Raw genomic sequence first — 23,609 nt, 5'->3', positions numbered from 1 at the left:
CATGCCCGATCTCAAAGACTACCGCATACCAGTTTCCGGCAAATTCCAGCTCAAGGACGCCAACCCGGCGGCCACGCCATTTGCCAGCGGCGACAAGAAGGGCCAGGAGGCCGAGCTGCTGCAGCTCAACGAAGCCCTGGCCAAGCTGCAGCGCGCGCTGCAGGCAGAGGCCCGGCGCTCGGTGCTGCTGGTGCTGCAGGGCATGGACGGCAGCGGCAAGGACGGCTCGGTGCGCGGCGTGTTCGCCCGCACCGGCCCGCTCGGCATCCGCGTGGCCACCTTCAAGAGCCCGAGCAAGGAGGAGCTGGCGCACGACTACCTGTGGCGCTGCCATGCGGTAGTGCCTGCGCGCGGCGAGATCGGCGTGTGGAACCGCAGCCACTACGAGGATGTGCTGGTGCCGGTGGTCAACGGCTGGATCGATGCCGACACCACGCGGCTGCGCTACGCACAGATCAACGACTTCGAGCGCCTGCTGGCCGAAAACGGCACCGCCGTGCTCAAGTGCATGCTGCATATCAGCAAGGGCGAGCAGCGCGAGCGCCTGCAGGACCGCATCGATACCCCGGAAAAACGCTGGAAGTTCGACCTCGGCGACCTGGAGGTGCGCAAGCGCTGGAGCGACTACCAGCAGGCCTACGAGGATCTGCTGAACGCCACCTCGACCAAGCACGCGCCCTGGTACGTGGTGCCGGCAGACAACAAGCTGCACCGCAACCTCATGGTCAACCGCCTGCTGAACAAGGTGCTGCAGGAGCTGGACCCGCAGTACCCGGTGGACCAGCCCGAGCTCAAGGGCCTGAAGGTCGAATAGGTTTTTGCCTAAGAGCTGCTAGCACAACCCAGCAAATCGAAGATTTGCGGTTGAGACGAGGCGCCGGGCCGCGATCGGCAAGCCGCAGGCAGTACAGTAGTACGACAAGGCTAGGCGCCCCCGACGAAGCAACGACGTATCAAGGGCTGTGCTAGCGGCGCTAAACCGGCAGCGCCACCAGGTCATGCCCCTGGGTGCGCAGCACGCGGGCCCGGATCAGCTCGCCCACCTTGTAGGTCTTGCTGATCTTCTCGGGCGGCAGCAGGTGCACCACGCCATCGATCTCGGGCGCATCGGCGTAGCTGCGACCCAGGCCGCCCTTCTTGCCCAGCGCCACCGCCTTGTCCACCAGCACCTGCATGGTCGCGCCCACGCGGCGCTGCAGGCGCTGGGTGGAGACTTCCTCGGCCACCGCCATGAAGCGCGCGCGGCGCTCCTCGCGCAGCTCCTGCGGCAGCATGCCGGGCAGCTGGTTGGCGGCCGCGCCCTCGACATCGCTGTAGGCGAAGCAGCCGGCGCGATCGATCTGCGCCTCGCGGATGAAGTCGAGCAGGTGCGCGAACTCTTCCTCGCTCTCGCCCGGAAAGCCGGCGATGAAGGTGCTGCGGATCACCAGGTCGGGGCACAGCTCGCGCCAGCGCTGGATGCGCTCCAGGTTCTTCTCGCCGTTGGCCGGCCGCTTCATGCGCTTGAGCACATCGGGGTGGCTGTGCTGGAAGGGCACGTCCAGGTAGGGCAGCACCAGGCCCTGGGCCATCAGCGGGATCACCTCGTCCACGCTGGGGTACGGGTACACATAGTGCAGCCGCACCCAGGCGCCGTGCGCGCGGGCCAGCTCGCCCAGCTGCTGCACCAGCTCCAGCATGCGGGTCTTGACCGGCTTGCCATTCCAAAAACCGGTGCGGTACTTCAGGTCCACGCCATAGGCCGAGGTGTCCTGGCTGATCACCAGCAGCTCCTTGACGCCGCCCTCGAACAGCGCCTTGGCCTCCTTGAGCACATCGCCGATCGGGCGCGACGCCAGGTCGCCGCGCATCGACGGAATGATGCAGAAGGTGCAGCGGTGGTTGCAGCCCTCGCTGATCTTCAGGTAGGCATAGTGCTTGGGGGTGAGCTTGATCCCGGCCTCGCCGAACGCACCGGGCACCAGGTCGATGAAGGGATCGTGCGGCTTGGGCAGGTGCGTGTGCACCGCGTCCATCACCTCCTGCGTGGCATGCGGCCCGGTCACCGCCAGCACGCTGGGATGGATCTCCCTGACCAGGTTGCCGCCGTCGGATGCCGCCTTGGCGCCCAGGCAGCCGGTCACGATCACCTTGCCGTTCTCGGCCAGCGCCTCGCCGATGGTGTCCAGGCTTTCCTTGACCGCATCGTCGATGAAGCCGCAGGTGTTGACGATCACCAGGTCCGCGCCCTCGAAGGTCTTGGCGGTCTGGTAGCCCTCGGCGCTGAGCTGGGTGAGGATCAGCTCGCTGTCGGTCAGCGCCTTGGGGCATCCCAGGGAGACGAAGCCCACCTTCGGGGCTTTGGCGGCATCGGTGGGTCGTGGGAGTGTGGTGATCGTATCGCTCATAGGGGCGATATTTTCGCAGGTCGGCGCCGCGGGCGCCATGCGCAGGGCATTCCCAAGAGCAAAGGCGCACCGAGGTGCGCCTTTGCGAGCACCCGGCTCGGTATCAGGGCTTCTTGATGCCGAAGGCCCCCAGCAGCTGCTCGGTCTGCTTTTGCATCTGCTCCTGCATCTGGGTGAACATCTGCTTGGACTGCTCCTGGTAGTTGCCCGCCACGTCGCCGAATCCCGGCATGCCCATCATCTTGCGCCAGGCCTCGGGCGTCATGCCCTGCATCTGCTCGGCGAAGCGGTTCTGCATCTCGGTGAAGAGCTGCACGTTGCGCTCCAGGTACGAGCCCATGAAGCCCTGCATCGCATGGCCGTAGTAGCGGATGATGTTGGCCAGCATGGCCTCGGAGAACATCGGCGCGCCGCCCGCCTCCTCCTCCAGGATGATCTGCAGCAGGATGCTGCGCGTGAGGTCGTCGCCCGTCTTCGCATCCCGCACGGCAATGGGCGCGTTCTGCATCACCAGCGCCTTGACCTCGGCCAGCGTGATGTAGGCCGAGGTCTGCGTGTCGTACAGACGGCGGTTGGGGTATTTCTTGATGACTCGCTCGGCCGGCGCCGCAGCGCCCGTTGCTTGGTTCTCCGACACGCGGTGACTCCTGACAAGTTGAGAATGCACGACCCACGCGGCAAACGCCGCCAAGCCGCCCTCATTGTAGTAACCGGCACCCTGCCGCAGTGCAGCATTTACCCTGACTATGCATGCGCTCAAAGCAAGAGCGTCCAGGCTTGGGATCACAATGCGCCATGACCGAGCAAGAGCAGCAATTCATCGAGGGGGCCAGGGCTTGGGTGAAGGCGAACCGCACGGCGTTGAGCCGCAGCATCACGGACACCGCCCGCTACCCCCGGGAGGATGACCCCGTTTCCGTCTTCATGGCGGGCTCGCCCGGCGCAGGCAAAACCGAGACTTCGAAAGCATACATTGCACAGTTCAACGAAGAAGGCCTTGAAATCCTTCGTATCGATCCGGATGAGTACCGCGAACTGATACCCGGCTATACCGGCGACAACTCCTGGATGGTGCAACCCGCGGTCTCACTGCTGGTCGAGCGCGTGCTGGACCGGGCACTGAGCCAGAGGCAATCCTTCATTTTGGACGGGACTTTCTCGAACCTGCAAAAATCGCGTGACAACATACGCTGCAGCCTTGCAAAGGGTCGCTTCGTCCAAATACTCTATGTCTATCAGGAGCCTGCGCTTGCATGGGCTTTTGTTCTGGCCCGGGAGTCCGTCGAAGGGCGCAAGATTCCATTTGACAGATTCGCGGAACAGTTCGTCCAGGCCCAAGCCTGCGTACAGGCAGCGCTTGAGGAATTTGGCGCCGCAATCCGTGTCGAAGTGCTTGTAAAGCCCATTGACAATGGCCGCCCGGTACACCATGCTGACGTGAAAAACCTGAGAGCGGTTCTGCCAAGCGGGTACACCACGCAAGAGATTTATTCGCTATGCCAACAGGAGAAAGCATTAAACACGAAGCCAATCGCGTGCTCTCGGTATCCGAGACCCGGTTTGCGCACTTCGTGCGCGCCGCGCCCGCTGCAGAGCGTCAGCGTGTTTTCGTTCGGGCCATGAAGGCCGCAACCGAAGAACAGCGCAAGATCATTGCGCAAAGCAACAACCAGAATCCAGAATCGGAGCCCGCGCATTGAGCGCGGCCGGCAGCGCCCCGCAATAAGGCCAAAAAAGGCAAAAGAAAACCCGGCTCAAGGCCGGGTTTTCTGCCATAAATCTCCCGCTTGAGTTTATGGCCCTCATGTTTCAGAGGAGGAATTTGGTAGGCGCAATTGGACTCGAACCAACGACCCCCACCATGTCAAGGTGGTGCTCTAACCAGCTGAGCTATGCGCCTGTCGTTGAAGCTGAAATTATAGCCTGAAAAATCCGGCTTTCCCAAATATCTGCTGCAACCGCCAAAAAAGACCACCGCGCTTGCTCACTGCGTGTAGCCGCTGCCCGCCGAGGGGGCGCTTTTTGCCTTGGGGCGGCCCGGCGGCAAAAAATCTGCCGCTCAGCGCCGGCGGGCCGAGCGTACGCCCTGCACCGTGGCGACTTGCGCCAGCACCTTGGACAGGCGATCGGTGCCAGCGATCTCCACGGTGAAGGTCATCCAGGCCGTGCCCTTGACCGACTGGGTCTGCACGCCGATGACATTGGTCTTCTCGCGCGCGAAGACTTCCGAAATGTCGCGCAGCAGGCCTTGCCGGTCGGCGGCCTCCACCGCCACGTCCACCGGGTAGACCGCCAGGTCGGCGCTCTTGCTGCGCCCCTCGCCCCAGGCCACGTCAATCACTCGCTCGGGGTTGCGCGCGCTCATTTCGCGGAAATTGCTGCAGTCGCAGCGGTGCACGCTCACGCCCTTGCCGCGGGTGACGAAACCGCCGATGGCATCGGGCGGCGCGGGCTTGCAGCACTTGGCAAGCAGGGTCATCAGCGAATCGACACCCACCACCAGCACGCCGCCCTTGCCCGAACCCTCGCTGGCACGGCGCGGCTTGTTCAGCAGGTATTCGTCCTGGTCGAACTCCGGCGCCGGCGGGTGCAGGATGTTCTCGATCGTGCGCAGCGACAACTCGTCCTTGCCCACCACCTCGAACAGCGCCTCGGCGCTCTTGAAACCCAGCTCGCCGGCCAGGTCGTCGAGCTTGACCGCGGTCTTGCCTTCGCGCTGCAGCAGCTTTTCGACCAGCTCGCGGCCGCGGCTGACGTTCTCGTGCGTGATCTGCGCATTGAACCAGGCCCGCACCTTGGCCTTGGCGCGGTTGCCCACCAGGTAGCCCAGATCGGGATTGAGCCAGTCGCGCGACGGGCGCCCCTCCTTGACCGTGGCCACCTCCACCGTCTGGCCGTTTTGCAGCGGCGTGTTCAGCGGCACCATGCTGCCGTCGACCTTGGCGCCGCGGCAGCGGTGGCCCAGCTCGGTATGCACGGCATAGGCGAAATCCACCGGCGTCGCGCCCTGCGGCAGCTCGATCACCGCCGCATCGGGCGTGAGCACATAGATATGGTCGTCGAACAGGCCGCTGTCCTCGGCCTGCCCCACCAGATCGCCGCGCCAGGCCAGCAGCTGGCGCAGCACCGCGATCTTGGCGTCGTACTCGCTGTCGGCCGACACGCCGGCATAGCCCTTGGCGCCCGCCTCCTTGTAGGCCCAGTGCGCCGCCACGCCGTTCTCGGCGTTGTCGTGCATGGCCTGGGTGCGGATCTGGATCTCGATCGCCTTGCCATTGGCATCGCGCACCACCGTGTGCAGCGACTGGTAGCCGTTGGGCTTGGGCCTGGCGATGTAGTCGTCGAACTCGGACTCGATGGGCGTGAACTGCTCGTGCACCCGCGACAGCGCCGCATAGCAGTCCTTGACCGTGGGCACCACCACGCGCAGCGCGCGGATGTCGAACAGCTGCTCGAAATCCAGCGACTTGCCGCGCATCTTCTTGACGATGCTGTAGATATGCTTGGGCCGCCCGGCCACCGTGGCGCTGATGCTGTGCGCGCGCAGGTCGGATTCGAGCCGGTCGCGCAGGTTCTCCAGGTACAGCTCGCGCTCCACCCGGGTCTCGTCCAGCAGCTTGGCTATTCTTTTGTAGGTCTCAGGCTCCAGGAAGCGGAAGGACAGATCCTCCAGCTCCCACTTGATCTGCCAGATGCCCAGACGGTTGGCCAGCGGCGCGAACACCTGCAGGCTTTCGCGCGCGATGGCGGGCGACACCGGCCGCTTGCTGGCCGCGTACCAGCGCAGGGTCTGCAGGCGCGAGGTGAGCCGCAGCATCACCACCCGCAGGTCGCGCGAGAAGGCGAGCAGCATCTTGCGGATGTTCTCGGTCTGCGTGGCCGGATCGTCCACCAGGTGGCCGGTCTCCGCCTGGCGCGCCTGCTCCTGCACCTTCATCAGTGCGGTGGTCTCGACCGCCAGCGAGGCATAGCTGCCGCCAAACACCTTGGCGATGACTTCGCGGGGCTTGTTCAGGTGCACGCTGGCATGCACCAGGTAGGCGGCGGCCTGCATGGCCTCGGAGCCGCCGATGTGCCGCAGGATGGCGGCCACCGCGTCGGCGTGCTCCAGCGCGTTCTCGCCGGTGCCCAGGCTCTCGCCGGCGATCAGCGGCAGCGCGAAGGCCCGGGCGCGGGTGAGCGCGTTTTCCTGCACCGGCAGGGCGTTGGCGGTGGCGGCTACCAGCGGGGACACCGGCGCTGCGGGGAACTTGTCGGAGCCTGCTGTGGGCTGTGCTGCCGCCGAAAGACTTTTCATGTTGACGTTGTTTCTATGTCTCTGCTTCGAGGAATCCGGCAACCGCCGCGATCTGGTCCGGCGCCACGATGGTGGGCGCATGGCCTACGCCGGCGAACTCCACGACCCGGGCCCGCGGCCCGGTCTCGGCCATAGTTTGGGCCGTCTCGCGGGAAAGCAAGTCCGAATCCGCCCCGCGCAGCAGCAAGGTCCGGGCGGTGATCTGCGAATACAGCTTCCATAGCAGCTGCTCGCCCTGCGCCGCGGCCTCGGGCGTGATGGCCAGCAGCGCCTGGGCGATCGCCGGGTCGTAGTGCAGCCGAAAGCCCCCCGCCGCATCGGGCGCCAGCATCGGCCGGCTCAGCGCCAGCCACTGCTCGGCCGTGTGCGGCCCGAAACTGCGGGAGATATTCCACAGCGCATCCGCGGCCTCCTGCTCGCTGGCGAAATGCATGGCCTTGCCGACATACTGGCCGATGCGCGCCAGCGCGGACGCCCCGATCGCCGGCCCCACATCGTTGAGCACCAGGCGGCGCAGCGGCACGGGCAGCAGCGGCTGCACCGAAGGCTCGCCCGCGACGACAATGCCGATCAGCCCGCCCATGCTGGTGCCCACCCAGTCGAGCTGCGCGATGGGCGCGGCGGCATGCAGCTGCTGCAGCAGCGCCAGCATGTCGGCCGCATACTGCGGCACCTGGTAGGCCAGCGGATCGGCCAGCCAGTCGCTGCGCCCGCGCCCCGCCACATCGGGGCAGACCACCCGCATGCGCTGCGACAGCCGGCTGGCCAGCGCGTCGAAATCCCGTCCCTGGCGGGTCAGCCCGTGCACGCACACCGCCACATGCGGGTGCTGCGGATTGCCGGTGGCATTCCACTCCCAGTAGGCCATGCGGTGGGTGGCCTCCGATGGCTGGGCAGCGGCCGCGGCGGCGCCCGCGCAAGTCACATGGTTCAGGGTCGGCTGGGGCATGGCGTGTGGCATGGCGGTTTCAATTTGCGGATACGATCCGGCAGGGAACGATCTTGCATCCTACCGTAACGTCATCGGAGATATCGAATGCTCAAAGGAAAAACCGCCCTGGTCACCGGCTCCACCAGCGGCATCGGACTTGGCATGGCCAAGGCCCTCGCCCGCGAGGGCGCGCACATCATCATGAACGGCTTTGGCGACACCGAGGGCCCGAAGTCCCAGATCCAGGCCGCCATGGGCGGCTCGGGTGCCCGCATCGGCTACCACGGCGCCGACATGAGCAAGGTGGCCGAGATCGAGGACATGTTCGCCTATGCCGCCCGCGAGTTCGGCCAGGTGGACATCCTGGTGAACAACGCCGGCATCCAGCACGTGGCCAACGTCGAGAGCTTTCCGCCCGAGCGCTGGGACGCCATCATCGCCATCAACCTCTCCAGCGCCTTCCACACCAGCCGCCTGGCCCTGCCCGCGATGCAAAAGGCCAACTGGGGCCGCATCATCAACGTCGCCTCGGTGCACGGCCTGGTGGCATCCGCGGGCAAGGCCGCCTATGTCGCGGCCAAGCACGGCATCGTGGGGCTGACCAAGGTCACCGCGCTCGAAAACGCCACCACCGGCGTCACCTGCAACGCCATCTGCCCCGGCTGGGTGCTGACGCCACTGGTGCAAAAGCAGGTGGACGACAAGGCCGCGCAGCAAGGCATCAGCAACGACGAGGCTAAGAAGCAGCTGCTGGGCGAGAAGGAGCCCTCGATGCAGTTCACCACGCCCGAAGAGCTGGGCGAGCTGGCCGTCTTCTTCTGCTCGCCCGCCGCGGGCAATGTGCGCGGCGTGGCCTGGAACATGGACGGCGGCTGGACTGCGCAATAGCGGCCGCCCCCCATCTCGCCCGTGCAAGCCGGTGCGCAGACAGCGCACTGGCTTTTTTCATGGTCAGCCAGCCCAGCTAAGCAATTAATGCATAAATTGCATAGTATTGAAACACTCACAAAAAATACTTCAAAACAGCATAAACCACCAACATCGAACGGCAAAAGCCATACTATTTGTTAAATAAAATGTAAATTCCAAGGATTTCGGGGAACAATCACCAAAAAATTCGTAACATAGACCCATTCTTGCCATTCCGGCTGGCGGCCGCCTCTGCGCCCTACCCGGTTGGCGTGTTGCAAACATGTCAAAGGATTCCGAACATGGTGACTACCCCGAATCGCGTCGACAAAATCCTGGTGGTGGATGACGACGCCCGCATCCGCGACCTGCTGCGCCGCTACCTTTCGCACGAAGGCTTTGAAGTCATGATCGCCGAGGACGGCAAGGGCCTGCAGCGCCTGCTGCTGCGCGAGACGGTGGACCTGATCGTGCTGGACCTGATGATGCCGGGCGAGGACGGCCTGTCCATCTGCCGCCGCCTGCGCGCCAGCAACGACCGCACCCCCATCATCATGCTGACCGCCAAGGGCGAGGATGTGGACCGCATCGTCGGCCTGGAGGTCGGCGCGGACGACTACATCGGCAAGCCCTTCAATCCACGCGAGCTGCTGGCCCGCATCCACGCGGTGCTGCGCCGCCGCCCGCCGCAGGAAGCGCCGGGCGCGCCCTCCGGCGAAAACGAGGTGGTCAACTTCGGCCCCTTCGTCTTCGACATGGGCACGCGGGTGCTGACGCGCAATGGCGAAGAGCTGCCGCTGACGACCGGCGAATTCGCCATGCTCAAGACCCTGGTGCGCCATCCGCGCCAGCCGCTGTCGCGCGAAAAGCTCGCGCTGCTGGCCCGCGGCCGCGAGTTCGAGCCCTTCGACCGCAGCCTGGATGTGCAGGTATCGCGCCTGCGCAAGCTGGTGGAGATCGACCCCGCCGCGCCCCGCTACATCCAGACCGTGTGGGGGGTTGGCTACGTGTTCGTGCCCGACGGCAACAATTGAACCGCGTCGGGCGCCGGCCGCTGCCCGCCGCAGCGTAGACTGGCAACCGGATTCATGAACTCACTGATCGTGGCAAGCTGCGTGGCGCGCCACGCGCACATCTAAGCAACTGGCCATGGTTTCCTCAGCCGCCCACGACGAAGTCTCCGGACTCATGCCGCTCGATGCGGCCGCGAGTTCGCTCGACCCCGCGGTGCGCAAGCGCAAGCGGCTGGGCTTCAATCTCTTTTGGCGCACCTTCTTCCTGCTCGCGGTGCTGCTTTCGGGCAGCATCTTCGCCTGGGTCCAGACCCTGAGGGCGCTGGAGCTGGAGCCGCGCACGATCCAGACCGCGCAGCAGATCGCCTCGCTGGTCAACCTCAGCCGCGAGGCGCTGGTGCATGCCGACCCCATCGCGCGCGTGGCCCTGATCAAGACCATGGCCGACCAGGAGCGCGTGCGCATCGTGCCGCGCGAGCCCAACGACCGCTACGAGGTGCTCGACCAAGGCACGCCGCTCGGACTGCGCCTGACCCAGGAGCTGACCCACCGCCTCGGCCCCGGCACCCTGGTCGCGCAAAGCGTGAACGGCCAGGATGGCCTGTGGGTGGGCTTCACGATCGGCGCGGACCAGAACTGGTTCCTGATCGAGCCCTCGCGCTACACGCCCGCCGGGGGCAAGACCTGGCTGATCTGGGTGCTGACCGCGGCCGGCCTGTCGCTGGCCGGCGCGGCCGCGATTGCCGGCCTGATCAACCGCCCGCTCAAGCAGCTGTCCAGCGCCACCAACCGGCTCAAGGAAGGCGATTTTGCCGCCCAGCTCGACGAGGATGCGGTAACCAGCGAGATCCGCGAGGTCAATATCGGCTTTAACCGCATGACCGAGCGCCTGGCCAAGCTGGAGCAAGACCGCGCGGTGATGCTGGCCGGCATCTCCCACGACCTGCGCACGCCGCTGGCGCGGCTGCGGCTGGAAACCGAGATGAGCGTGTTCGACGACGTGGCGCGCGAGCACATGGTCGCCGACATCGTGCAGCTCGATGCCACGATCGACAAGTTCCTCGACTACGCCCGGCCCGACACCATCGCCAAGCTCACGCCGGTCAACGTGCATGGCGTGGTCTCCTCCTGCGTCTACGCGGTGCAGGACCACCACGAGCTGCAGATCCACATGGACGTGCCCCGCGAGCTGATGGTGATGGCCGACGAGATCGAGCTCTCGCGCGTGTTGTCCAACGTGCTGGAGAACGCCCGGCGCTACGGCAAGACGCCCGACACCGACTACACCCAGGTCGACATCACCATCAAATGCAGCGAGCGCAACCTGCTCATCCAGGTGCGCGACCGCGGCCGCGGCGTACCGCCCGAGCAGCTGGCCAACATCACCAAGCCCTTCTTTCGCGGCGACACCGCCCGCACCGCGGCGGCAGGCGCGGGCCTGGGCCTGTCGATCGTGGACAAGACCCTGCAGCGCATGGGTGGCAAGCTGCGCATGAGCAATGCCACCCACGGCACCGGCCTGGTCACCAGCATCCAGCTGCAGCGCGCGCCCGATCTGCCCAAGGGCAAGGAAACCAAGCACCGCCTGCAGCGCCCGCAGGTCAGGCGCAACGCCCCCACCAATTTCGGCGATCTGTGAGGCGGGCGGCGCGTCGGCCAAAAAGTGCCGGCAATCGCCCGGAGACCGCCTGGCTTGCATGTAGAATCGCCCTCTTGTCCGGCAGGGCAGATTGCGCGGGTGGCGAAATTGGTAGACGCACCAGGTTTAGGTCCTGACGCCAGCAATGGTGTGGGGGTTCGAGTCCCCCCCCGCGCACCACATGCATGCAACAACGCCACGCTTTTTGTGTGGCGTTTTTCTTTGCAGGCCTCGTATGCGCGCTAGCATGCGCGCTGTGAACGAATCCGCGCCCATCCAGCACTACGAGAATTTTCCGGTCGCATCGTGGCTGTGCCCGGCGCGGCTGCGCCCGCCGATCGCCGCCATCTACCATTTCGCCCGCACCGCCGACGACATCGCCGATGAGGGCGATGCCAGCGCCCGGCAGCGGCTGGCCGCGCTATCGCGCTACCGCGACGAGCTGGCGCGGGTGGCTGCCGGCCAAGCGCCTCAGTCGCCCTGGAATGCGGTGTTCGCGCCACTGGCCGCGATGATCCGGCAGTTCGGGCTGCCGGTGGCGCTGCTGGACGACTTGCTCAGCGCCTTCATGCAGGACATTGCCCGCACCGCAGAGCGCGCCACCTACCGCGACCGCGAGCAGCTGCTGGACTACTGCCGCCGCTCGGCCAATCCGGTGGGCCGCCTGCTGCTGCACCTGTACGGCATCGCCGACGCCGCGTCGCTGGCGCAAAGCGACGCGGTCTGCAGCGCCTTGCAGTTGATCAACTTCTGGCAGGACCTGAGCGTGGACATTCCGCGCCAGCGCTACTACCTGTGCGACGCCGACCGCGAGCGCTTTGGCGTGAGCCTGGCCGACATGCAGGCGCAGCACCCCTCGCCCGCCATGCAGGCGCTGATCGCCGACCTGCTGCAATGGGCCGAGGCGCTGATGCACAGCGGCGCGCCGCTGGTGCATACCGTGCCCGGGCGCAGCGGCTGGGAGCTGCGGCTGGTGGTGCAAGGCGGCCTGGCCATGCTGGCCAAGGTGCGGGCGCAACAGGGCGGCAGCCTGCGCCAGCGCCGCACGCTCGGCCCGCTGGATGCGCCCGGCCTGCTCTGGCGCGCGCTGCGGATGTAGGCCCTCGCTCAGGCTGCAGTTCACACGGCAGCTCAGGCAGCGGTATCGACCACCACCCGGCCGCGCACCTGCCCTTGCAGCAGGCGCTGCGCCAAGGGAATCGCGTCCTTCAGTCCGATGGTCTGGGTATTGCGTTCGAGTACGCTGCGCGGCAGCTCTTCGGCCAGGCGCTGCCAGGCCCGCTCGCGGCGCGCTTTCGGCGCCTGGACGCTGTCCACGCCGATCAGGCTGACGCCGCGCAGGATGAAAGGCGCCACCGTCGCCGGAAAGTCCATGCCCTGCGCGAGCCCGCAGGCAGCCACCGTGCCGCCGTAGCGCAGGCTGGCGCAGACATTGGCCAGCGTATGGCTGCCCACGCTGTCGATGGCCGCGGCCCAGCGCTCCTTTTGCAGCGGTTTGCCCGGCGCGCCAAGGGCGCCGCGCTCGATGATCTCGCTGGCACCCAGGGCCCGCAGATGCTCGGCCTCCTGCAGGCGGCCGGTGCTGGCATGCACCGCATAGCCCTTGCTCGCAAGCAAGGCGATGGCGATGCTGCCCACGCCGCCGTTGGCGCCGGTCACCAGCACCGGGCCGTCGGCGGGCGCCACGCCGCGCTCTTCCAGCGCCATCAGGCACAGCATGGCGGTATAGCCCGCCGTGCCGATGGACATGGCCTGCTGGGCGCTCAGCCCCGCCGGGCGCCTGATCAGCCACTGCGCTTTCACGCATGCCTGCTGTGCAAGGCCACCCCAGTGGGTTTCGCCCACGCCCCAGCCGTTGAGGACGACTGCGTCGCCGGGCCGGTAGGCCGCGTCGCTGCTTTCGATCACCGTGCCGGCGAAATCGATGCCCGGCACCATGGGAAACTGGCGCACCACCGGCGAGCGGCCAGTGATGGCCAGCCCGTCCTTGTAGTTGATGGTGCTGTGCGATACCGCCACCCGCACCGCCTCCTGCGGCAGCTGGGACTCGTCCAGCGCCACCACATCGGCCTGGGTTTCGCGCTGGCCCGCCTGGGTCAGCAAAATGGCTTTGAACATGTTTCCATCTCCTGTGTTGTTGCCTGCAGCATTCATGCGGCCGGCTCGGCCAGCACCCCGGACGCGCACAGCGCATCGATGTCCGGCTCTGACAGGCCCAGCTCCCTGAGCAGTTGCCGGCCATCCGCCCCCAGCCCCGGCGCAGGCGCGCCTGGCATGCCCGCCACCCCATCCGCGCCGCCGAAGCGAAAGCCCAGGCCCGGCGTGTGCACGCCGCCGCCGCCTTGGCGGTAGCTCGTGGACTGCAGCGCGCCCTGGGCTTGCGCCTCGGCCAAAAACGCACCCAGCTGCCGCACCCGGGCGGCGGGTATGGCGGCGGCATTGAGCCTCTCTTCCATCTCTGCTGCGCTGCGCGTGGCAAATGCCTGCTGGAACCGGCTGCGCAGCGCCTGCAGATCACGGGCCACCACAAAGCCGCCTTGCTGCGCCCGCAAGGCCTGCAGGTCGAGCAGGTCGCCGTCGTCGCATACCTCTTGCAGGCCCAGCTCGGCGGCCAGCCGGCGAAACTGCGTCGGCGTGTTGGCCGCCACCGACAGCCAGCCATCGCGGCATTGGTAGGTGTCGGCCGTGGGGCTGCCGGTGTAGCCGCGGTTACCGACCCGCTGGGGTTCGATGCCGTGGGTCATGAAGCTGCAGGCATGCGGATACATGAGCATCAGCGAGGCCTGGAGCATGGAAGCGTCGATATGGCCGCCCGCCCGCCGCCCGCTCCCCGATGGCTCGCGCTGGTGCAGCGCGGCGGCGATGGACAAGGCCCCGAGCATGCCGACCGCCACATCGATCACCGGAAACCCGACCTTGACCGGCGGCGAGCCCTCGCTGTCGCCGGACATCATCATCATGCCGGTCAGCGCCTGAACGACATGGTCGTAGGCGCCCCGCCCGGCCCACGGCCCCTGCTGGCCGAAGCCCGATATCGAGCAGTACACGATGTCCGGCCGCAGCGCGCGGATGTCCTCATAGCCCAGCCCATACCTGGCCACCTTGCCAGGGCGGAAGTTCTCGATGAACACGTCCGCGGTGGCGGCAAGGCTGCGCACCAGAGCGGCGCCGGCGGGCTGGCGTATGTCCACCGCCAGCGAGCGCTTGCCCGCATTCAGCGCCACGAAACCCGAGGGCGTGTCGGACGCAGCCGTTTCGCCCGCCACCCGGCTGCGGCGCATCACCTCGCCGCCCACCGGCTCGATCTTGATCACTTCGGCGCCGAGCTGCGCCAGGTAGTGCGAGGCCAGCGGCCCGGCGATCACATGCGACATGTCGATGACGCGCACACCGCTCAATGCTTGGTTCATGCTGTTCCCCGCCGCTCAGCTGCTGGCCGTCACGCCGGCCAGTTCCACGATCTCGGTCCACTTGCGGTTCTCGCTGCGCACGAAGTGCGCAAATGCCGCCGGCGTAGGGCTGGCGACCGCGAGGTTGCCGGCTTTTTCGTAGGCTGCCTGCAGCGCAGGCGTGGCCGCCGCCTTGCGCGTGGCCGCATTCATCAGGCCCAGCGCCGCCTCGTCGGTCCTGGCCGGCGCCCAGATGCCGAACCAGGACTCCTGTACCGCTAGCTCGCTCTTGAGCACCTCTTGCAAGGTGGGCACCTGCGGCAGCTGGACCATGCGCCGGGCGCTGGTGACCGCCAGCGCGCGCAGCTTGCCGCCCTGGATCTGGGGCATGGCGGTGCCGGCTACCGGAAAGGCATAGTCGGTATCGCCGCGGATCAGCGACGCAGCAATCTCCACCGAGCCCTTGAGCGGAATGTGCGTGACCTCCAGCCCCGCCAGCGAGGCCAGCGTCGCGCCGGCCAGATGGGCCGAAGTCCCGATTCCGCCGGAGCCGTAGTTGCATTGCCTGGGCCTGGCCTTGATCGCCGCGATCAGCTCCTCGGCGCTGCGCTGGGGTGCATCGGCGCGCACGACCAGCACCACCGGCGACATCGCCAGATTGCTCACCGGCGCGAAGTCGCCGATGGGATCGAAATGCAGCGCGGGCTGCAGGATCTTCTGGATCAGATGGGTGTTGGAGCCCAGCAGGTAGGTATAGCCGTCGGCCGGCTGGTTGGCCACGTACTGCGCCGCGAGCACGCCCGCGGCGCCTACCTTGTTCTCGATCACCACGGACTGCCCCAGGGCCTCGCCCAGCAGCGGGCCAGCCTGGCGCAGCTGGACATCGGGGCCTCCGCCTGCGGCATAGGGCGATATCACCCGCACGGGCCTGGAGGGAAAGCCTTGCGCATGCAAGAGCGGCGCGGCAGCGGCGCTGACGGCGCCAGCGAGAAATATCCTGCGGTCCACCTGGAGTCTCCTTCGTCGATGTTGTGGGCCAAGAATAGAGCGCGCATGAAATTTCCAATAGTGATATGTTTTAATAGATTGAAATCTTTTAGTTATCACTGCATGTCCACATACGACCCCAGGCGGCTGCTTGCCCGCTTGCGCTTCAGGCACTTGCAGCTGCTGGTCACGCTGCAGGAGGCCGGCAGCCTGCGCGCCGCCGCCGCCAGCCTGCACCTGACCCAGCCGGCGCTGAGCAAGGCGCTGGGGGAAATCGAATCCGCGTTCGGCACCACGCTGTTCACTCGCAACGCACGTGGGCTGGAACCCACCGAGCAGGGCCGGATCGCCATCCGCGGCGCCGCGATGCTGCTGCAGGAGCTGGCGCACTGGGGGCAGGAGACCTCGCGACAGCCCTCGGTCAGTCTGCTGCGCATCGGCGCCCCACCCTTCGTGGCCCAGTGCGTCTTGCCGCTGGTGCTGGGCCGGCTGGCCGAACAGGCGCCGCATGTCCGGGTGCAGTTGCAGGAGGAGCGGGTTCCGCTGCTGATCGAGCACCTGCTCGGCGGCCGGCTGGATGCGCTGGTGTCGAGCTACCCCCTGGAACTGCCGGAAGCCGCGGGCCAGCCGCTGCGCTACGAAAAGCTCTTCGATACGGATTTTTCGGTGATCGCGCCCAGCAGCCATCCAGCCGCGCACAGCCAGGCCAATACCTGGCAGGGCCTGGCGGCCCAGCGCTGGATACTGCCTACCGGCAGCTCGATGCTGCGGCGCATGATGGAAGAGGTGTTCCGCCATGCGGGCGTGATCGCTCCCACGCCGGTCATAGAGTCCACCAGCCCGTTCACCAATATCCAGCTGGTCAAGGCGGGGTTGGGGCTGAGCGCCGTGCCCAGCGCCACGCTGCAGCTCGCGCCCATGCCTGCCGGAGTGAGCCGGGTGCGCATAGAGCCAGGCATCTCGGCCGGCCCGGTGGCCTTGATCAGCCGGGGTGCGGTGCACAATCCCCGCGTCGACATCTTGCGCGCGGCGCTGGAGCCCTCTACGCCGGCCTGAGCTTGGCCCATCTCCGCGAGCTCGGCGGCAAAAAAAGGCCCCCACGCTTGCCCACTGCGTGTGGCCGCTGCCCCCCGAGGGGGCGCTTTTTGCCTTGGGGCGGCCCGGCGGCAAAAAAGGGCCCCCGCGCTTGCCCACTGCGTGTGGCCACTGCCCCCCGAGGGGGCCGCTTTTTGCCTTGGGACGGCCCGGCGGAAAAAAAACCGGGCCCAAGGGCCCGGTGTGAATAGAGGCCCAAGGACCTCTGAGGAGAGTGTGTGACGGTGCCGGTGTTCAAAGCCAGCTTGCACGCCTGCCGTCAAGGCGCTCTCCCGAGCTGCGGGACAGTCCGAAGATGGGTGTTGGAAGCCGCCGCGGCTCAAGGGTTCCGATCTTTACGCCGCAGATATGCAACGCATACCTGTGCGCCAAGGTGTTACCTGGCCGGCGCCCGGCTGTCGGTGCCAGCCGGCCATTCCAGCACCACATGCGCCGGCTGGCCCTTGCGCACCGCCACCTCGCGCTGCAGGGCCCTGCCGTCGAGCGTGGCCTCGAGCCGGTAGCTGCCGGGCGGCAGCTCGGCCAGCAGGAACGGGCCCTGGCTGGTGGCCTTGAGCACCGTGGCGCCCTGGCCGTTCTTCAGCAGCACATGCACGTTGGATGCGTATTCCGCCTGCGCCCCGGTCTTGATCGCGAACTCCAGGCTCAGCGGCCAGTTGCCGGCGGCCGCTTTCATCGCGCTGGATTCGTCGCTGCCGATGCCGCCGCTGGTGTAGCGCACCCCCTGGTAGCTGTGCACCGCCGGCAGCTGGCCCGCCTCGGCCTGGGCGGCGCTGGCCATGCCCGCGCCCGCCAGTGCCAAAGAAGCGATCAGCGCGGCGGCGGCGCCGGTCAAGATGGATCTTTTCATGGTGTCTTCCTTTCCTGCAAAGCGGCCAGTCCCCGGTGTCAGCCCATGCGGACCGGCACAAATATCTTCTGCCCATCGCGCTCGATCAGCAAGGCCACCGACTTGTCGGCCTTGGCCACCATCTCGCGCACCTTGTCGACCTGGCTCACCGGCACGCCGTTGACCGACAGCACCAGATCGCCCGGCTGCACGCCGGCCAGCGCCGCGGGGCCGGCGGCGTTTTCCACCACCAGGCCGGCGTCAACGCCCGAGGCCTTTTTCTCCTGCGGCGTGAGCTCGCGCAGCGCCAGGCCCAGCTTGCCCTTTTCAAGCTTGGCGTTGCTGGCCAGTTGCGCTGCCTTGCCCTGGTCGCCGCCCAGCACCGCCGAGATCTCGGTGCTCTTGCCCTGGCGCCAGACCTGCAGCGCGGCCTGCGCGCCCGGCTTGGCCTGGGCGATCAACGCCGGCAGGTCGTTGGACGAGACGATGGGCTGGCCGTTGTAGCTGGCGATCACGTCGCCCGGCTGCAGGCCGGCCTTGTCGGCGGGGCCGCCCTTCTCGACGCTGGCCACCAGCGCGCCTTCGGGCCTGGGCAGCTTGAAGGAGTCGGCAAACGCCTGGTTCACTTCCTGGATCACCACGCCCAGCCGCGCATGCTGCACCTTGCCGGTGGCCACGATCTGGTCCTTGATGTGCACCGCCAGGTCGATCGGGATGGCGAAGGACAGCCCCTCGTAGCCGCCCGAGCGGGTGTAGATCTGCGAGTTGATGCCCACCACCTCGCCATTGGCGTTGAGCAGCGGGCCGCCGGAGTTGCCGGGGTTCACCGCTACGTCGGTCTGGATGAAGGGCACCGCGCTGTCGTCGGGCAGCGCACGCCCCTTGGCGCTGACCACGCCCGCCGTGACCGAGTTCTCGAAGCCGAACGGCGAGCCTATGGCCAGCACCCACTCGCCCTGCTGCAGCTTGTTGGAGTCGCCCAGCTTGACCACCGGCAGGTTGCTGGCGTCGATCTTGAGCACCGCGATGTCGGTCTTGGGGTCGGAGCCCAGCACCTTGGCGCTGAACTCGCGCCGGTCGGTGAGCTTGACGGTCACCGTCTTGGCGCCCTTGACCACGTGGGCATTGGTGAGGATGGTGCCGTCCGAGCTCACGATGAAGCCCGAGCCTTCGCCGGCGACCGGCACTTCCTGCGGGGCCTGGCGGCGCATGCCTTGCTGCGGCATGCCGAAGCCGAACTGCTTGAAGAACTGCAGCATCGGATCGTTCGGGTCGAACTGCGGCCCGCGCGACTGGGACGAAGGCGCGGCGCTGGGGCCGTCGTCGTCATCGTCGTCCGACACCTTGCGCGTGCCGCGCACGCTGATGTTGACCACCGCCGGCCCGGCCTGCGCGGTGATGGCGGTGAAGTTGGGCACCGCCGCCGGCGCCAGCGCATTCACCGCGCCGGCCGGCACCGCCAAGGCCGCAGCGGGCTGCGCGTGCGCCGGGATCTGCACATGCTCGAACGCGGTGGCGCCCACGCCGCCCAGCACGCCGGCGGCGAGCAAGGCCGCGATCAGTTGCTTGGAAGGGAGCTGAAGGGATTGCTTGGTCATGGCGGTGTTCTCCTGTCACACTTGCATCTCGATGGTGTGACTATCGCAGCCATGGCTTAGAAGAAACTTAGAGTCGCTGGATAGCGGGCAGATTCAAAAAAATGAGCTACTTGCGCTTATCCATCATAGTTTTTCAATACATTTGTTATTAAAAACAAGTACCCTAGAGCGCTGGCAGCTCACTTTTTTATTGCTGGGCCGCCCCAAGATGAAAAGCGCCCCTCTCGGAGGGGCAGCGACCACACGCAGTGGGGAGCGTGGGGAGTCATTTTTTTTCACTCCAGCACCGCAAAGCGCAGCCGCACCCGCAGCCCCTGCCATTGCGGCGACTCGTCGAGCACCAGCTCGGCGCCGTGCTGGCGCGCCACCGCATGCACGATCGCCAGGCCCAGGCCGCTGCCATGCGCGGCGGTGCCGGGCACGCGGTAGAAGCGGTCGAGCACCCGGGCGCGCTGCTCGGGCGCAATGCCGGGGCCGCTGTCCTCTACCGTCAGCAGCGCATGGCCGGCATCGGCGCGCTGCCAGCCCAGCAGCACCCAGCCCGGCGCCGGGGTGTAGCGCAGCGCGTTCTCCAGCAGGTTGCGCAGCAGCAGCTCCAGCGCGTCGGGCTGACCGGCCACGCGCAGGCCGCGCGCCGCCTCATCGCATTCCCACTGCAGCTGCAGCCCGCTGCGCGCGGCCTCGGCCTGCCAGTCGCCGACCATGCGCTCGCACAGCGCGGCCATGGGCACCGGCAGCGCATTTTGCCGCGGCTGCAGCTGGTTTTGCCCGGCCTCCTGGCGCGCCAGCGACAGCAGCTGCTCCACCATGCGGGTGGCGCGGTCGATGCCGCCCATGACCCGTGCGCCGGCGATGCGGCGGGCCTCGTCGTCCGGTGCGCGCGCCAAGCTCTGCACCTGCAGCCGCAGCGCGGCCAGCGGCGTGCGCAGCTCGTGCGCCGCATCGCTCACGAAGTGCTGCAGCGCATCCCAGGCGGCCTGCAGGCGCAGGAACAGCTGGTTCATCTCCTGCACCAGCGGCAGGATCTCGGCGGGCAGGCCCTGCTCGGGCAGCGGCGACAGATCGTGCGCCGCTCGCGCTGCCAGGCTCTGGCGGCTGCGCTCCAGCGGCGCCAGCGCACGTGAAATCACCCACCACACCACCAGCATGATCAGCGGCGCCAGCAGCGCCACCGGCACGATGGAGCGCAGCGCCAGCTCGCGCGCCATCTCGGCGCGCGAGGCCGCGACCTGCGCCACCTGGATCACCTGGGTCGGGGTCTGCAGCGCATAAACGCGGTAGGCGATGCCATGCGCCTGCACGTCGCTGAAGCCCAGCACCGCCACCTGCGGCAGCAGCCGCGGGCTGGCCGAGCGGTAGAGCATGATGCCGTCGGCGCGCCAGATCTGCACGATGATGTCGCGCCGGCGGGCCTCGGCGTTGTCCAGCTCGCCCCCCAGCACCTCGGCCGCCAGGCCGCCCGACAGCGACAGCGCCACGCGCTGCAGCTGGGCGTCGAACAAGGCCTCGGTCTCGGCGCGCGCGGTGTGGAAGATCACCACCGCCTGCACGCAGGCCGCCAGCAGCACCACCGCCAGCAGCGCCGCGGTGAGCCGCGCCCGCAGCGAGCGCGGCATGCTCACGGCAGCTCCTGGCCGCCGCCGGGCTCCTGCACCGGCACCAGGTAGCCCAGCCCGCGCACGTTCTGGATCAGCTCGGCGCCGAGCTTCTTGCGCACGCCGTGGATGTAGACCTCCACCGCATTGCTGCTGATCTCGTCGCGCCAGGAGTAGAGCTTTTCCTCGAGCTGCGCGCGCGACAGCACCCGGCCCGGGCGCGCCAGCAGCGGCTCGAGCACCGCCCATTCGCGCGCCGACAGCGTCACCGGCTCGCCATGCACGCTGGCCTCGCGCGTGGCCGGCACGATGCGCACCGCGCCCCAGGTGTACTCGGGCTCGGCGCGGCCGCTGGCGCGGCGCACCAGCGCGCGCATGCGGGCCATCAGCTCGTCCAGGTCGTAGGGCTTGATGATGTAGTCGTCGGCCCCGGCGTCCAGCGCCGCCACGCGCTCGGCGATGGCGTCGCGCGCGGTAGCCACCAGCACCGGCACCCGGCGCTGCGCCGCGGACGGCGCAGCGCGCAGCCCGCGCAGCACCTGCAGCCCGTCGCGCTTGGGCAGGCCCAGGTCCAGCAGCACCAGGTCGTAGTCGCCGGTGGCCAGCGCCGTCTCGGCCATCGCACCGTCCTTCACCCAATCCACCGCCCAGGAGGCGGCGCGCAGTGCATCCAGCACCACCTCGCCGATCATCTGATCGTCTTCCACCAGCAAAATGCGCATAGGTCTTTCATCCTAGACATGTAGTGTCGCATGGGAGAATACAGCCCCTATGACCACGCCCCAGCAGTACGTACAGAACAAGGCCGCAGCCGCGGGCAGCAGTTTCTACTACGCCTTTCGTTTCCTGCCGGCGGATCGCCGCGCAGCGATCACCGCCTTCTATGCCTTTTGCCGCGAAGTGGACGATGTGGTGGACGAGGTCAGCGACGCCGGTGTGGCGCACACCAAGCTGGCATGGTGGCAGTCCGAGGTGCGCAAGAGCTTCGCCGGCCAGCCCAGCCACCCGGTGATGCAGGCGCTGATGCCCTACACCGCCCGCTACGGCATCGAGGCTGCGCACCTGCTGGCGGTGGTCGACGGCTGCCAGATGGACTTGGAGCAGACGCGCTACCTCGACTTCGCCGGCCTCTCGCGCTACTGCCACCTGGTGGCCGGCGTGGTGGGCGAGGTGGCCGCGCGCATCTTCGGGCAGACCGAGGCCCAGACCACGGCCTACGCCCATAAGCTGGGCCTGGCCTTCCAGCTCACCAACATCATCCGCGACGTGGGCGAAGACGCGATGCGCGGCCGCATCTACCTGCCGGTCAATGAGCTGCAGCAGTTCGACGTGAAGGCGCACGAGATCCTGAACCGCCAGTACTCCGACCGCTTTGCGGCGCTGATGCGCTTCCAGGCCGAGCGCGCGCAGCGCCTGTACGACGAGGCCCTGGCTCTGCTGCCCGCCGCCGACCACCGCGCGCAAAAGCCTGGCCTGATGATGGCCAGCATCTACCGCACGCTGCTCGGCGAGATCGAGGCCGAGGATTTCAAGGTGCTGCACCAGCGCATCAGCCTCACCCCGCTGCGCAAGCTGTGGCTGGCGTGGAAGGTGCAGGCGCTGGGGCGCATGTAGGCAGACGATGGCCCCTCCCCGCAGGATCGCCATCATCGGCGGCGGCTGGGCCGGCATGGCTGCCGCCGTGGGCCTGGCATGCGCCGGCGAGCCGGCACAGCTGAGCGTGTTCGAGGCCGCCAGGGTCTTCGGCGGCCGGGCGCGCGCGCTGCAGCTGGCGCAGCCGGGCGGCGGCACGCTCCTGCTCGACAACGGCCAGCACATCCTGATCGGCGCCTATGCCGAATGCCGCCGCCTGATGGCGCTGGTGGGCGTGGACGCCAGCCATGCCTTCGTGCGCCAGCCGCTGGCACTGGTGCATGCCGACGGCAGCGGCATCGCCCTGCCCGAGCTGGCGCCGCCCTGGGATGCGCTGTGGGGCATCGCCCGGGCGCGCGGCTGGTCGTGGCGCGAGCGGCTCGCGCTGCTGCGCCAGGCCGCCCGCTGGCAGCGCCAGGGCTTCGGCTGCGCACCCACTGCCACCGTGGCCGAGCTGTGCGCCCTGCTGCCGCCGCGGCTGCAGGTCGAGTTCATCGAGCCGCTGTGCATCTCGGCGCTCAACACACCGATGCAGCAAGCCAGCGGCCAGGTCTTTCTGCGCGTGCTGCGCGACAGCCTGTTCGCCGGCCGCGGCGGCTCGCACCTGTGGCTGCCCGTGGCCGACCTCAGCACCCTGTTTCCCGCCAGCGCCGCGGCCTGGCTGCAAGCGCGCGGCCACGACTGCCGCAGTGGCACTCGCGTCGCCGAGCTGGCGGCGCGGCCGCAGGGCGGGTGGCTGGTCGACGGCCAGGCCTTCGACGCGGTGGTGCTGGCCACGCCCGCGCCCGAGGCCGCGCGGCTGGTGCGCGGCGCAGCACCGTGGGCCGCGCCCTGGGCCGATACCGCCGAGCGCCTGCGGCACACCGCCATCGCCACCGTCTATGCCCAGGCCGATGCGGCCACGCGCCTGCCCCGCCCCATGCTGGCGCTGCGCAGCCGCAGCGGCTGGCCGGCGCAGTTCGTCTTCGACCGGGGCCAGCTCGGCGGCCCTGCCGGGCTGCTGGCCTTCGTGATCAGCACCAGCGCAGGCGCGCAGGCCGGGCTGCAGGCCCAAGTGCTGGCCCAGGCCGAGGCGCAGCTCGGCCTGCGACTTGCGCCGCTGCAGACCATCGTGGAAAAGCGCGCCACCTTCGCCTGCACACCGGGCCTGCGGCGCCCGGGCATGGCGATCGCGCCAGGGCTGCTGGCCTGCGGCGACTATGTGGACGGGCCCTACCCGGCCACGCTGGAAGGCGCGATGCTCAGCGGCAGCGCGGCGGCCCAGGCCTTGGCCGCGGGGCCAGCTGGGCAGTAGGACAAAGACTCAAC

20 protein-coding genes and 2 tRNA genes are annotated in these 23,609 nt (G+C 67.9%); 10 read left to right on the top strand and 12 right to left on the bottom strand.

From position 1 onward, the window contains the following. Position 1 precedes the first annotated feature (1 nt). A complete protein-coding gene (locus ACODRX_RS05550) occupies positions 2–814 on the top strand; it encodes a PPK2 family polyphosphate kinase (protein ID WP_488870084.1) in 813 nt (270 codons plus the stop codon). Between the two features lie 160 nt (positions 815–974). On the opposite strand, the gene rimO is transcribed toward ACODRX_RS05550, so the two are convergent. Continuing rightward, complete coding sequence (gene rimO / locus ACODRX_RS05545) at positions 975–2,387, bottom strand: 30S ribosomal protein S12 methylthiotransferase RimO (protein WP_488870082.1); 1,413 nt, start codon at positions 2,385–2,387, stop codon at positions 975–977. A gap of 103 nt (positions 2,388–2,490) precedes the next feature. Next, the gene (phaR, locus tag ACODRX_RS05540; protein WP_488870080.1) at positions 2,491–3,024 is read right to left on the bottom strand and encodes a polyhydroxyalkanoate synthesis repressor PhaR; all 534 of its coding nucleotides are present in this window, start codon (positions 3,022–3,024) and stop codon (positions 2,491–2,493) included. A gap of 158 nt (positions 3,025–3,182) precedes the next feature. On the opposite strand from phaR, the gene ACODRX_RS05535 reads away from it, so the two are divergent. After that, the gene (locus tag ACODRX_RS05535; RefSeq protein WP_488870079.1) at positions 3,183–4,010 is read left to right on the top strand and encodes a zeta toxin family protein; all 828 of its coding nucleotides are present in this window, start codon (positions 3,183–3,185) and stop codon (positions 4,008–4,010) included. Positions 4,011–4,210: 200 nt separating this feature from the next. Here the strand turns inward: ACODRX_RS05535 and ACODRX_RS05530 are convergent. The 3 genes from ACODRX_RS05530 to ACODRX_RS05520 all read right to left on the bottom strand — a co-directional run bounded on the left by ACODRX_RS05530 (position 4,211) and on the right by ACODRX_RS05520 (position 7,633). Continuing rightward, positions 4,211–4,287, bottom strand: a tRNA-Val gene (locus ACODRX_RS05530). Between the two features lie 159 nt (positions 4,288–4,446). Next, entirely contained in the window at positions 4,447–6,684 is a 2,238-nt protein-coding gene (locus ACODRX_RS05525; protein ID WP_488870077.1) for a RelA/SpoT family protein, read from the bottom strand. Between the two features lie 13 nt (positions 6,685–6,697). Then, positions 6,698–7,633: an alpha/beta fold hydrolase gene (locus ACODRX_RS05520; protein WP_488870076.1), complete on the bottom strand. Its 936-nt coding sequence runs from the start codon at positions 7,631–7,633 to the stop codon at positions 6,698–6,700. A gap of 87 nt (positions 7,634–7,720) precedes the next feature. Here ACODRX_RS05520 and ACODRX_RS05515 point away from each other — a divergent pair, with 87 nt between their 5' ends. The 5 genes from ACODRX_RS05515 (at position 7,721) to hpnC (ending at position 12,275) form a co-directional block, all read left to right on the top strand. Continuing rightward, entirely contained in the window at positions 7,721–8,503 is a 783-nt protein-coding gene (locus ACODRX_RS05515) for a 3-hydroxybutyrate dehydrogenase (RefSeq protein WP_488870075.1), read from the top strand. A 323-nt stretch (positions 8,504–8,826) separates the two neighbouring features. After that, positions 8,827–9,558 carry an osmolarity response regulator transcription factor OmpR gene (gene ompR / locus ACODRX_RS05510; protein ID WP_488870074.1) on the top strand — a complete coding sequence of 244 codons (732 nt, stop codon included), beginning with the start codon at positions 8,827–8,829 and terminating at the stop codon, positions 9,556–9,558. A gap of 154 nt (positions 9,559–9,712) precedes the next feature. Beyond that, the gene (locus ACODRX_RS05505; protein ID WP_488870106.1) at positions 9,713–11,176 is read left to right on the top strand and encodes a sensor histidine kinase; all 1,464 of its coding nucleotides are present in this window, start codon (positions 9,713–9,715) and stop codon (positions 11,174–11,176) included. A gap of 93 nt (positions 11,177–11,269) precedes the next feature. Next, a tRNA-Leu gene (locus ACODRX_RS05500) sits at positions 11,270–11,356 on the top strand. A gap of 55 nt (positions 11,357–11,411) precedes the next feature. Continuing rightward, on the top strand, positions 11,412–12,275 hold the full coding sequence (gene hpnC, locus ACODRX_RS05495) for a squalene synthase HpnC (RefSeq protein WP_488870073.1): 864 nt from the start codon (positions 11,412–11,414) through the stop codon (positions 12,273–12,275). A 32-nt stretch (positions 12,276–12,307) separates the two neighbouring features. On the opposite strand, the gene acuI is transcribed toward hpnC, so the two are convergent. From acuI to ACODRX_RS05480, 3 genes are read right to left on the bottom strand one after another with little or no spacing between them, the layout of a single operon-like run. Then, on the bottom strand, positions 12,308–13,294 hold the full coding sequence (gene acuI, locus ACODRX_RS05490) for an acrylyl-CoA reductase (NADPH) (protein WP_488870071.1): 987 nt from the start codon (positions 13,292–13,294) through the stop codon (positions 12,308–12,310). Positions 13,295–13,326: 32 nt separating this feature from the next. Further along, positions 13,327–14,586 (bottom strand): CaiB/BaiF CoA transferase family protein, encoded by a 1,260-nt coding sequence (locus ACODRX_RS05485; protein ID WP_488870070.1) that lies wholly within the window; start codon positions 14,584–14,586, stop codon positions 13,327–13,329. Between the two features lie 15 nt (positions 14,587–14,601). Continuing rightward, the gene (locus ACODRX_RS05480; protein ID WP_488870069.1) at positions 14,602–15,573 is read right to left on the bottom strand and encodes a tripartite tricarboxylate transporter substrate-binding protein; all 972 of its coding nucleotides are present in this window, start codon (positions 15,571–15,573) and stop codon (positions 14,602–14,604) included. A gap of 102 nt (positions 15,574–15,675) precedes the next feature. Here ACODRX_RS05480 and ACODRX_RS05475 point away from each other — a divergent pair, with 102 nt between their 5' ends. Beyond that, positions 15,676–16,608 carry a LysR family transcriptional regulator gene (locus tag ACODRX_RS05475; protein ID WP_488870068.1) on the top strand — a complete coding sequence of 311 codons (933 nt, stop codon included), beginning with the start codon at positions 15,676–15,678 and terminating at the stop codon, positions 16,606–16,608. A 415-nt stretch (positions 16,609–17,023) separates the two neighbouring features. On the opposite strand, the gene ACODRX_RS05470 is transcribed toward ACODRX_RS05475, so the two are convergent. The 4 genes from ACODRX_RS05470 to ACODRX_RS05455 form a co-directional block, all read right to left on the bottom strand. Beyond that, positions 17,024–17,497: a carboxypeptidase-like regulatory domain-containing protein gene (locus tag ACODRX_RS05470; RefSeq protein WP_488870066.1), complete on the bottom strand. Its 474-nt coding sequence runs from the start codon at positions 17,495–17,497 to the stop codon at positions 17,024–17,026. A 38-nt stretch (positions 17,498–17,535) separates the two neighbouring features. Continuing rightward, positions 17,536–19,074 carry a DegQ family serine endoprotease gene (locus ACODRX_RS05465; RefSeq protein WP_488870064.1) on the bottom strand — a complete coding sequence of 513 codons (1,539 nt, stop codon included), beginning with the start codon at positions 19,072–19,074 and terminating at the stop codon, positions 17,536–17,538. Between the two features lie 275 nt (positions 19,075–19,349). After that, positions 19,350–20,690: an ATP-binding protein gene (locus tag ACODRX_RS05460; RefSeq protein WP_488870105.1), complete on the bottom strand. Its 1,341-nt coding sequence runs from the start codon at positions 20,688–20,690 to the stop codon at positions 19,350–19,352. 2 nt (positions 20,691–20,692) lie between these two features. Beyond that, positions 20,693–21,391: a response regulator gene (locus ACODRX_RS05455; RefSeq protein WP_488870063.1), complete on the bottom strand. Its 699-nt coding sequence runs from the start codon at positions 21,389–21,391 to the stop codon at positions 20,693–20,695. Between the two features lie 49 nt (positions 21,392–21,440). Between ACODRX_RS05455 and hpnD the strand changes: the two genes are divergently transcribed. Further along, positions 21,441–22,283 (top strand): presqualene diphosphate synthase HpnD, encoded by an 843-nt coding sequence (gene hpnD, locus ACODRX_RS05450; protein WP_488870061.1) that lies wholly within the window; start codon positions 21,441–21,443, stop codon positions 22,281–22,283. Positions 22,284–22,290: 7 nt separating this feature from the next. Continuing rightward, the gene (gene hpnE, locus ACODRX_RS05445) at positions 22,291–23,595 is read left to right on the top strand and encodes a hydroxysqualene dehydroxylase HpnE (RefSeq protein WP_488870059.1); all 1,305 of its coding nucleotides are present in this window, start codon (positions 22,291–22,293) and stop codon (positions 23,593–23,595) included. The last annotated feature ends 14 nt before the right edge of the window (positions 23,596–23,609 follow it).

The sequence above is a fragment of the Comamonas sp. FG99 genome (genome assembly GCF_057808605.1).
The sequence above is the reverse complement of the archived record's forward strand: the minus strand, read 5'-3'. Positions and strand labels throughout refer to the sequence as shown.

Excerpts from the sequence above, each read along its gene's own strand:
- ACODRX_RS05525 (WP_488870077.1), bottom strand. The coding sequence starts at position 6,684 with ATGAAAAGTCTTTCGGCGGCAGCACAGCCCACAGCAGGCTCCGACAAG.
- ACODRX_RS05520 (WP_488870076.1), bottom strand. The coding sequence starts at position 7,633 with ATGCCCCAGCCGACCCTGAACCATGTGACTTGCGCGGGCGCCGCCGCG.
- ACODRX_RS05475 (WP_488870068.1), top strand. The coding sequence starts at position 15,676 with ATGTCCACATACGACCCCAGGCGGCTGCTTGCCCGCTTGCGCTTCAGG.
- ACODRX_RS05535 (WP_488870079.1), top strand. The coding sequence starts at position 3,183 with ATGACCGAGCAAGAGCAGCAATTCATCGAGGGGGCCAGGGCTTGGGTG.
- hpnE (WP_488870059.1), top strand. The coding sequence starts at position 22,291 with ATGGCCCCTCCCCGCAGGATCGCCATCATCGGCGGCGGCTGGGCCGGC.
- hpnC (WP_488870073.1), top strand. The coding sequence starts at position 11,412 with ATGCGCGCTAGCATGCGCGCTGTGAACGAATCCGCGCCCATCCAGCAC.
- ACODRX_RS05465 (WP_488870064.1), bottom strand. The coding sequence starts at position 19,074 with ATGACCAAGCAATCCCTTCAGCTCCCTTCCAAGCAACTGATCGCGGCC.
- ACODRX_RS05550 (WP_488870084.1), top strand. The coding sequence starts at position 2 with ATGCCCGATCTCAAAGACTACCGCATACCAGTTTCCGGCAAATTCCAG.
- hpnD (WP_488870061.1), top strand. The coding sequence starts at position 21,441 with ATGACCACGCCCCAGCAGTACGTACAGAACAAGGCCGCAGCCGCGGGC.
- ACODRX_RS05470 (WP_488870066.1), bottom strand. The coding sequence starts at position 17,497 with ATGAAAAGATCCATCTTGACCGGCGCCGCCGCCGCGCTGATCGCTTCT.
- ACODRX_RS05505 (WP_488870106.1), top strand. The coding sequence starts at position 9,713 with ATGCCGCTCGATGCGGCCGCGAGTTCGCTCGACCCCGCGGTGCGCAAG.
- acuI (WP_488870071.1), bottom strand. The coding sequence starts at position 13,294 with ATGTTCAAAGCCATTTTGCTGACCCAGGCGGGCCAGCGCGAAACCCAG.
- ompR (WP_488870074.1), top strand. The coding sequence starts at position 8,827 with ATGGTGACTACCCCGAATCGCGTCGACAAAATCCTGGTGGTGGATGAC.
- ACODRX_RS05515 (WP_488870075.1), top strand. The coding sequence starts at position 7,721 with ATGCTCAAAGGAAAAACCGCCCTGGTCACCGGCTCCACCAGCGGCATC.
- ACODRX_RS05485 (WP_488870070.1), bottom strand. The coding sequence starts at position 14,586 with ATGAACCAAGCATTGAGCGGTGTGCGCGTCATCGACATGTCGCATGTG.
- ACODRX_RS05455 (WP_488870063.1), bottom strand. The coding sequence starts at position 21,391 with ATGCGCATTTTGCTGGTGGAAGACGATCAGATGATCGGCGAGGTGGTG.
- ACODRX_RS05460 (WP_488870105.1), bottom strand. The coding sequence starts at position 20,690 with ATGCCGCGCTCGCTGCGGGCGCGGCTCACCGCGGCGCTGCTGGCGGTG.
- rimO (WP_488870082.1), bottom strand. The coding sequence starts at position 2,387 with ATGAGCGATACGATCACCACACTCCCACGACCCACCGATGCCGCCAAA.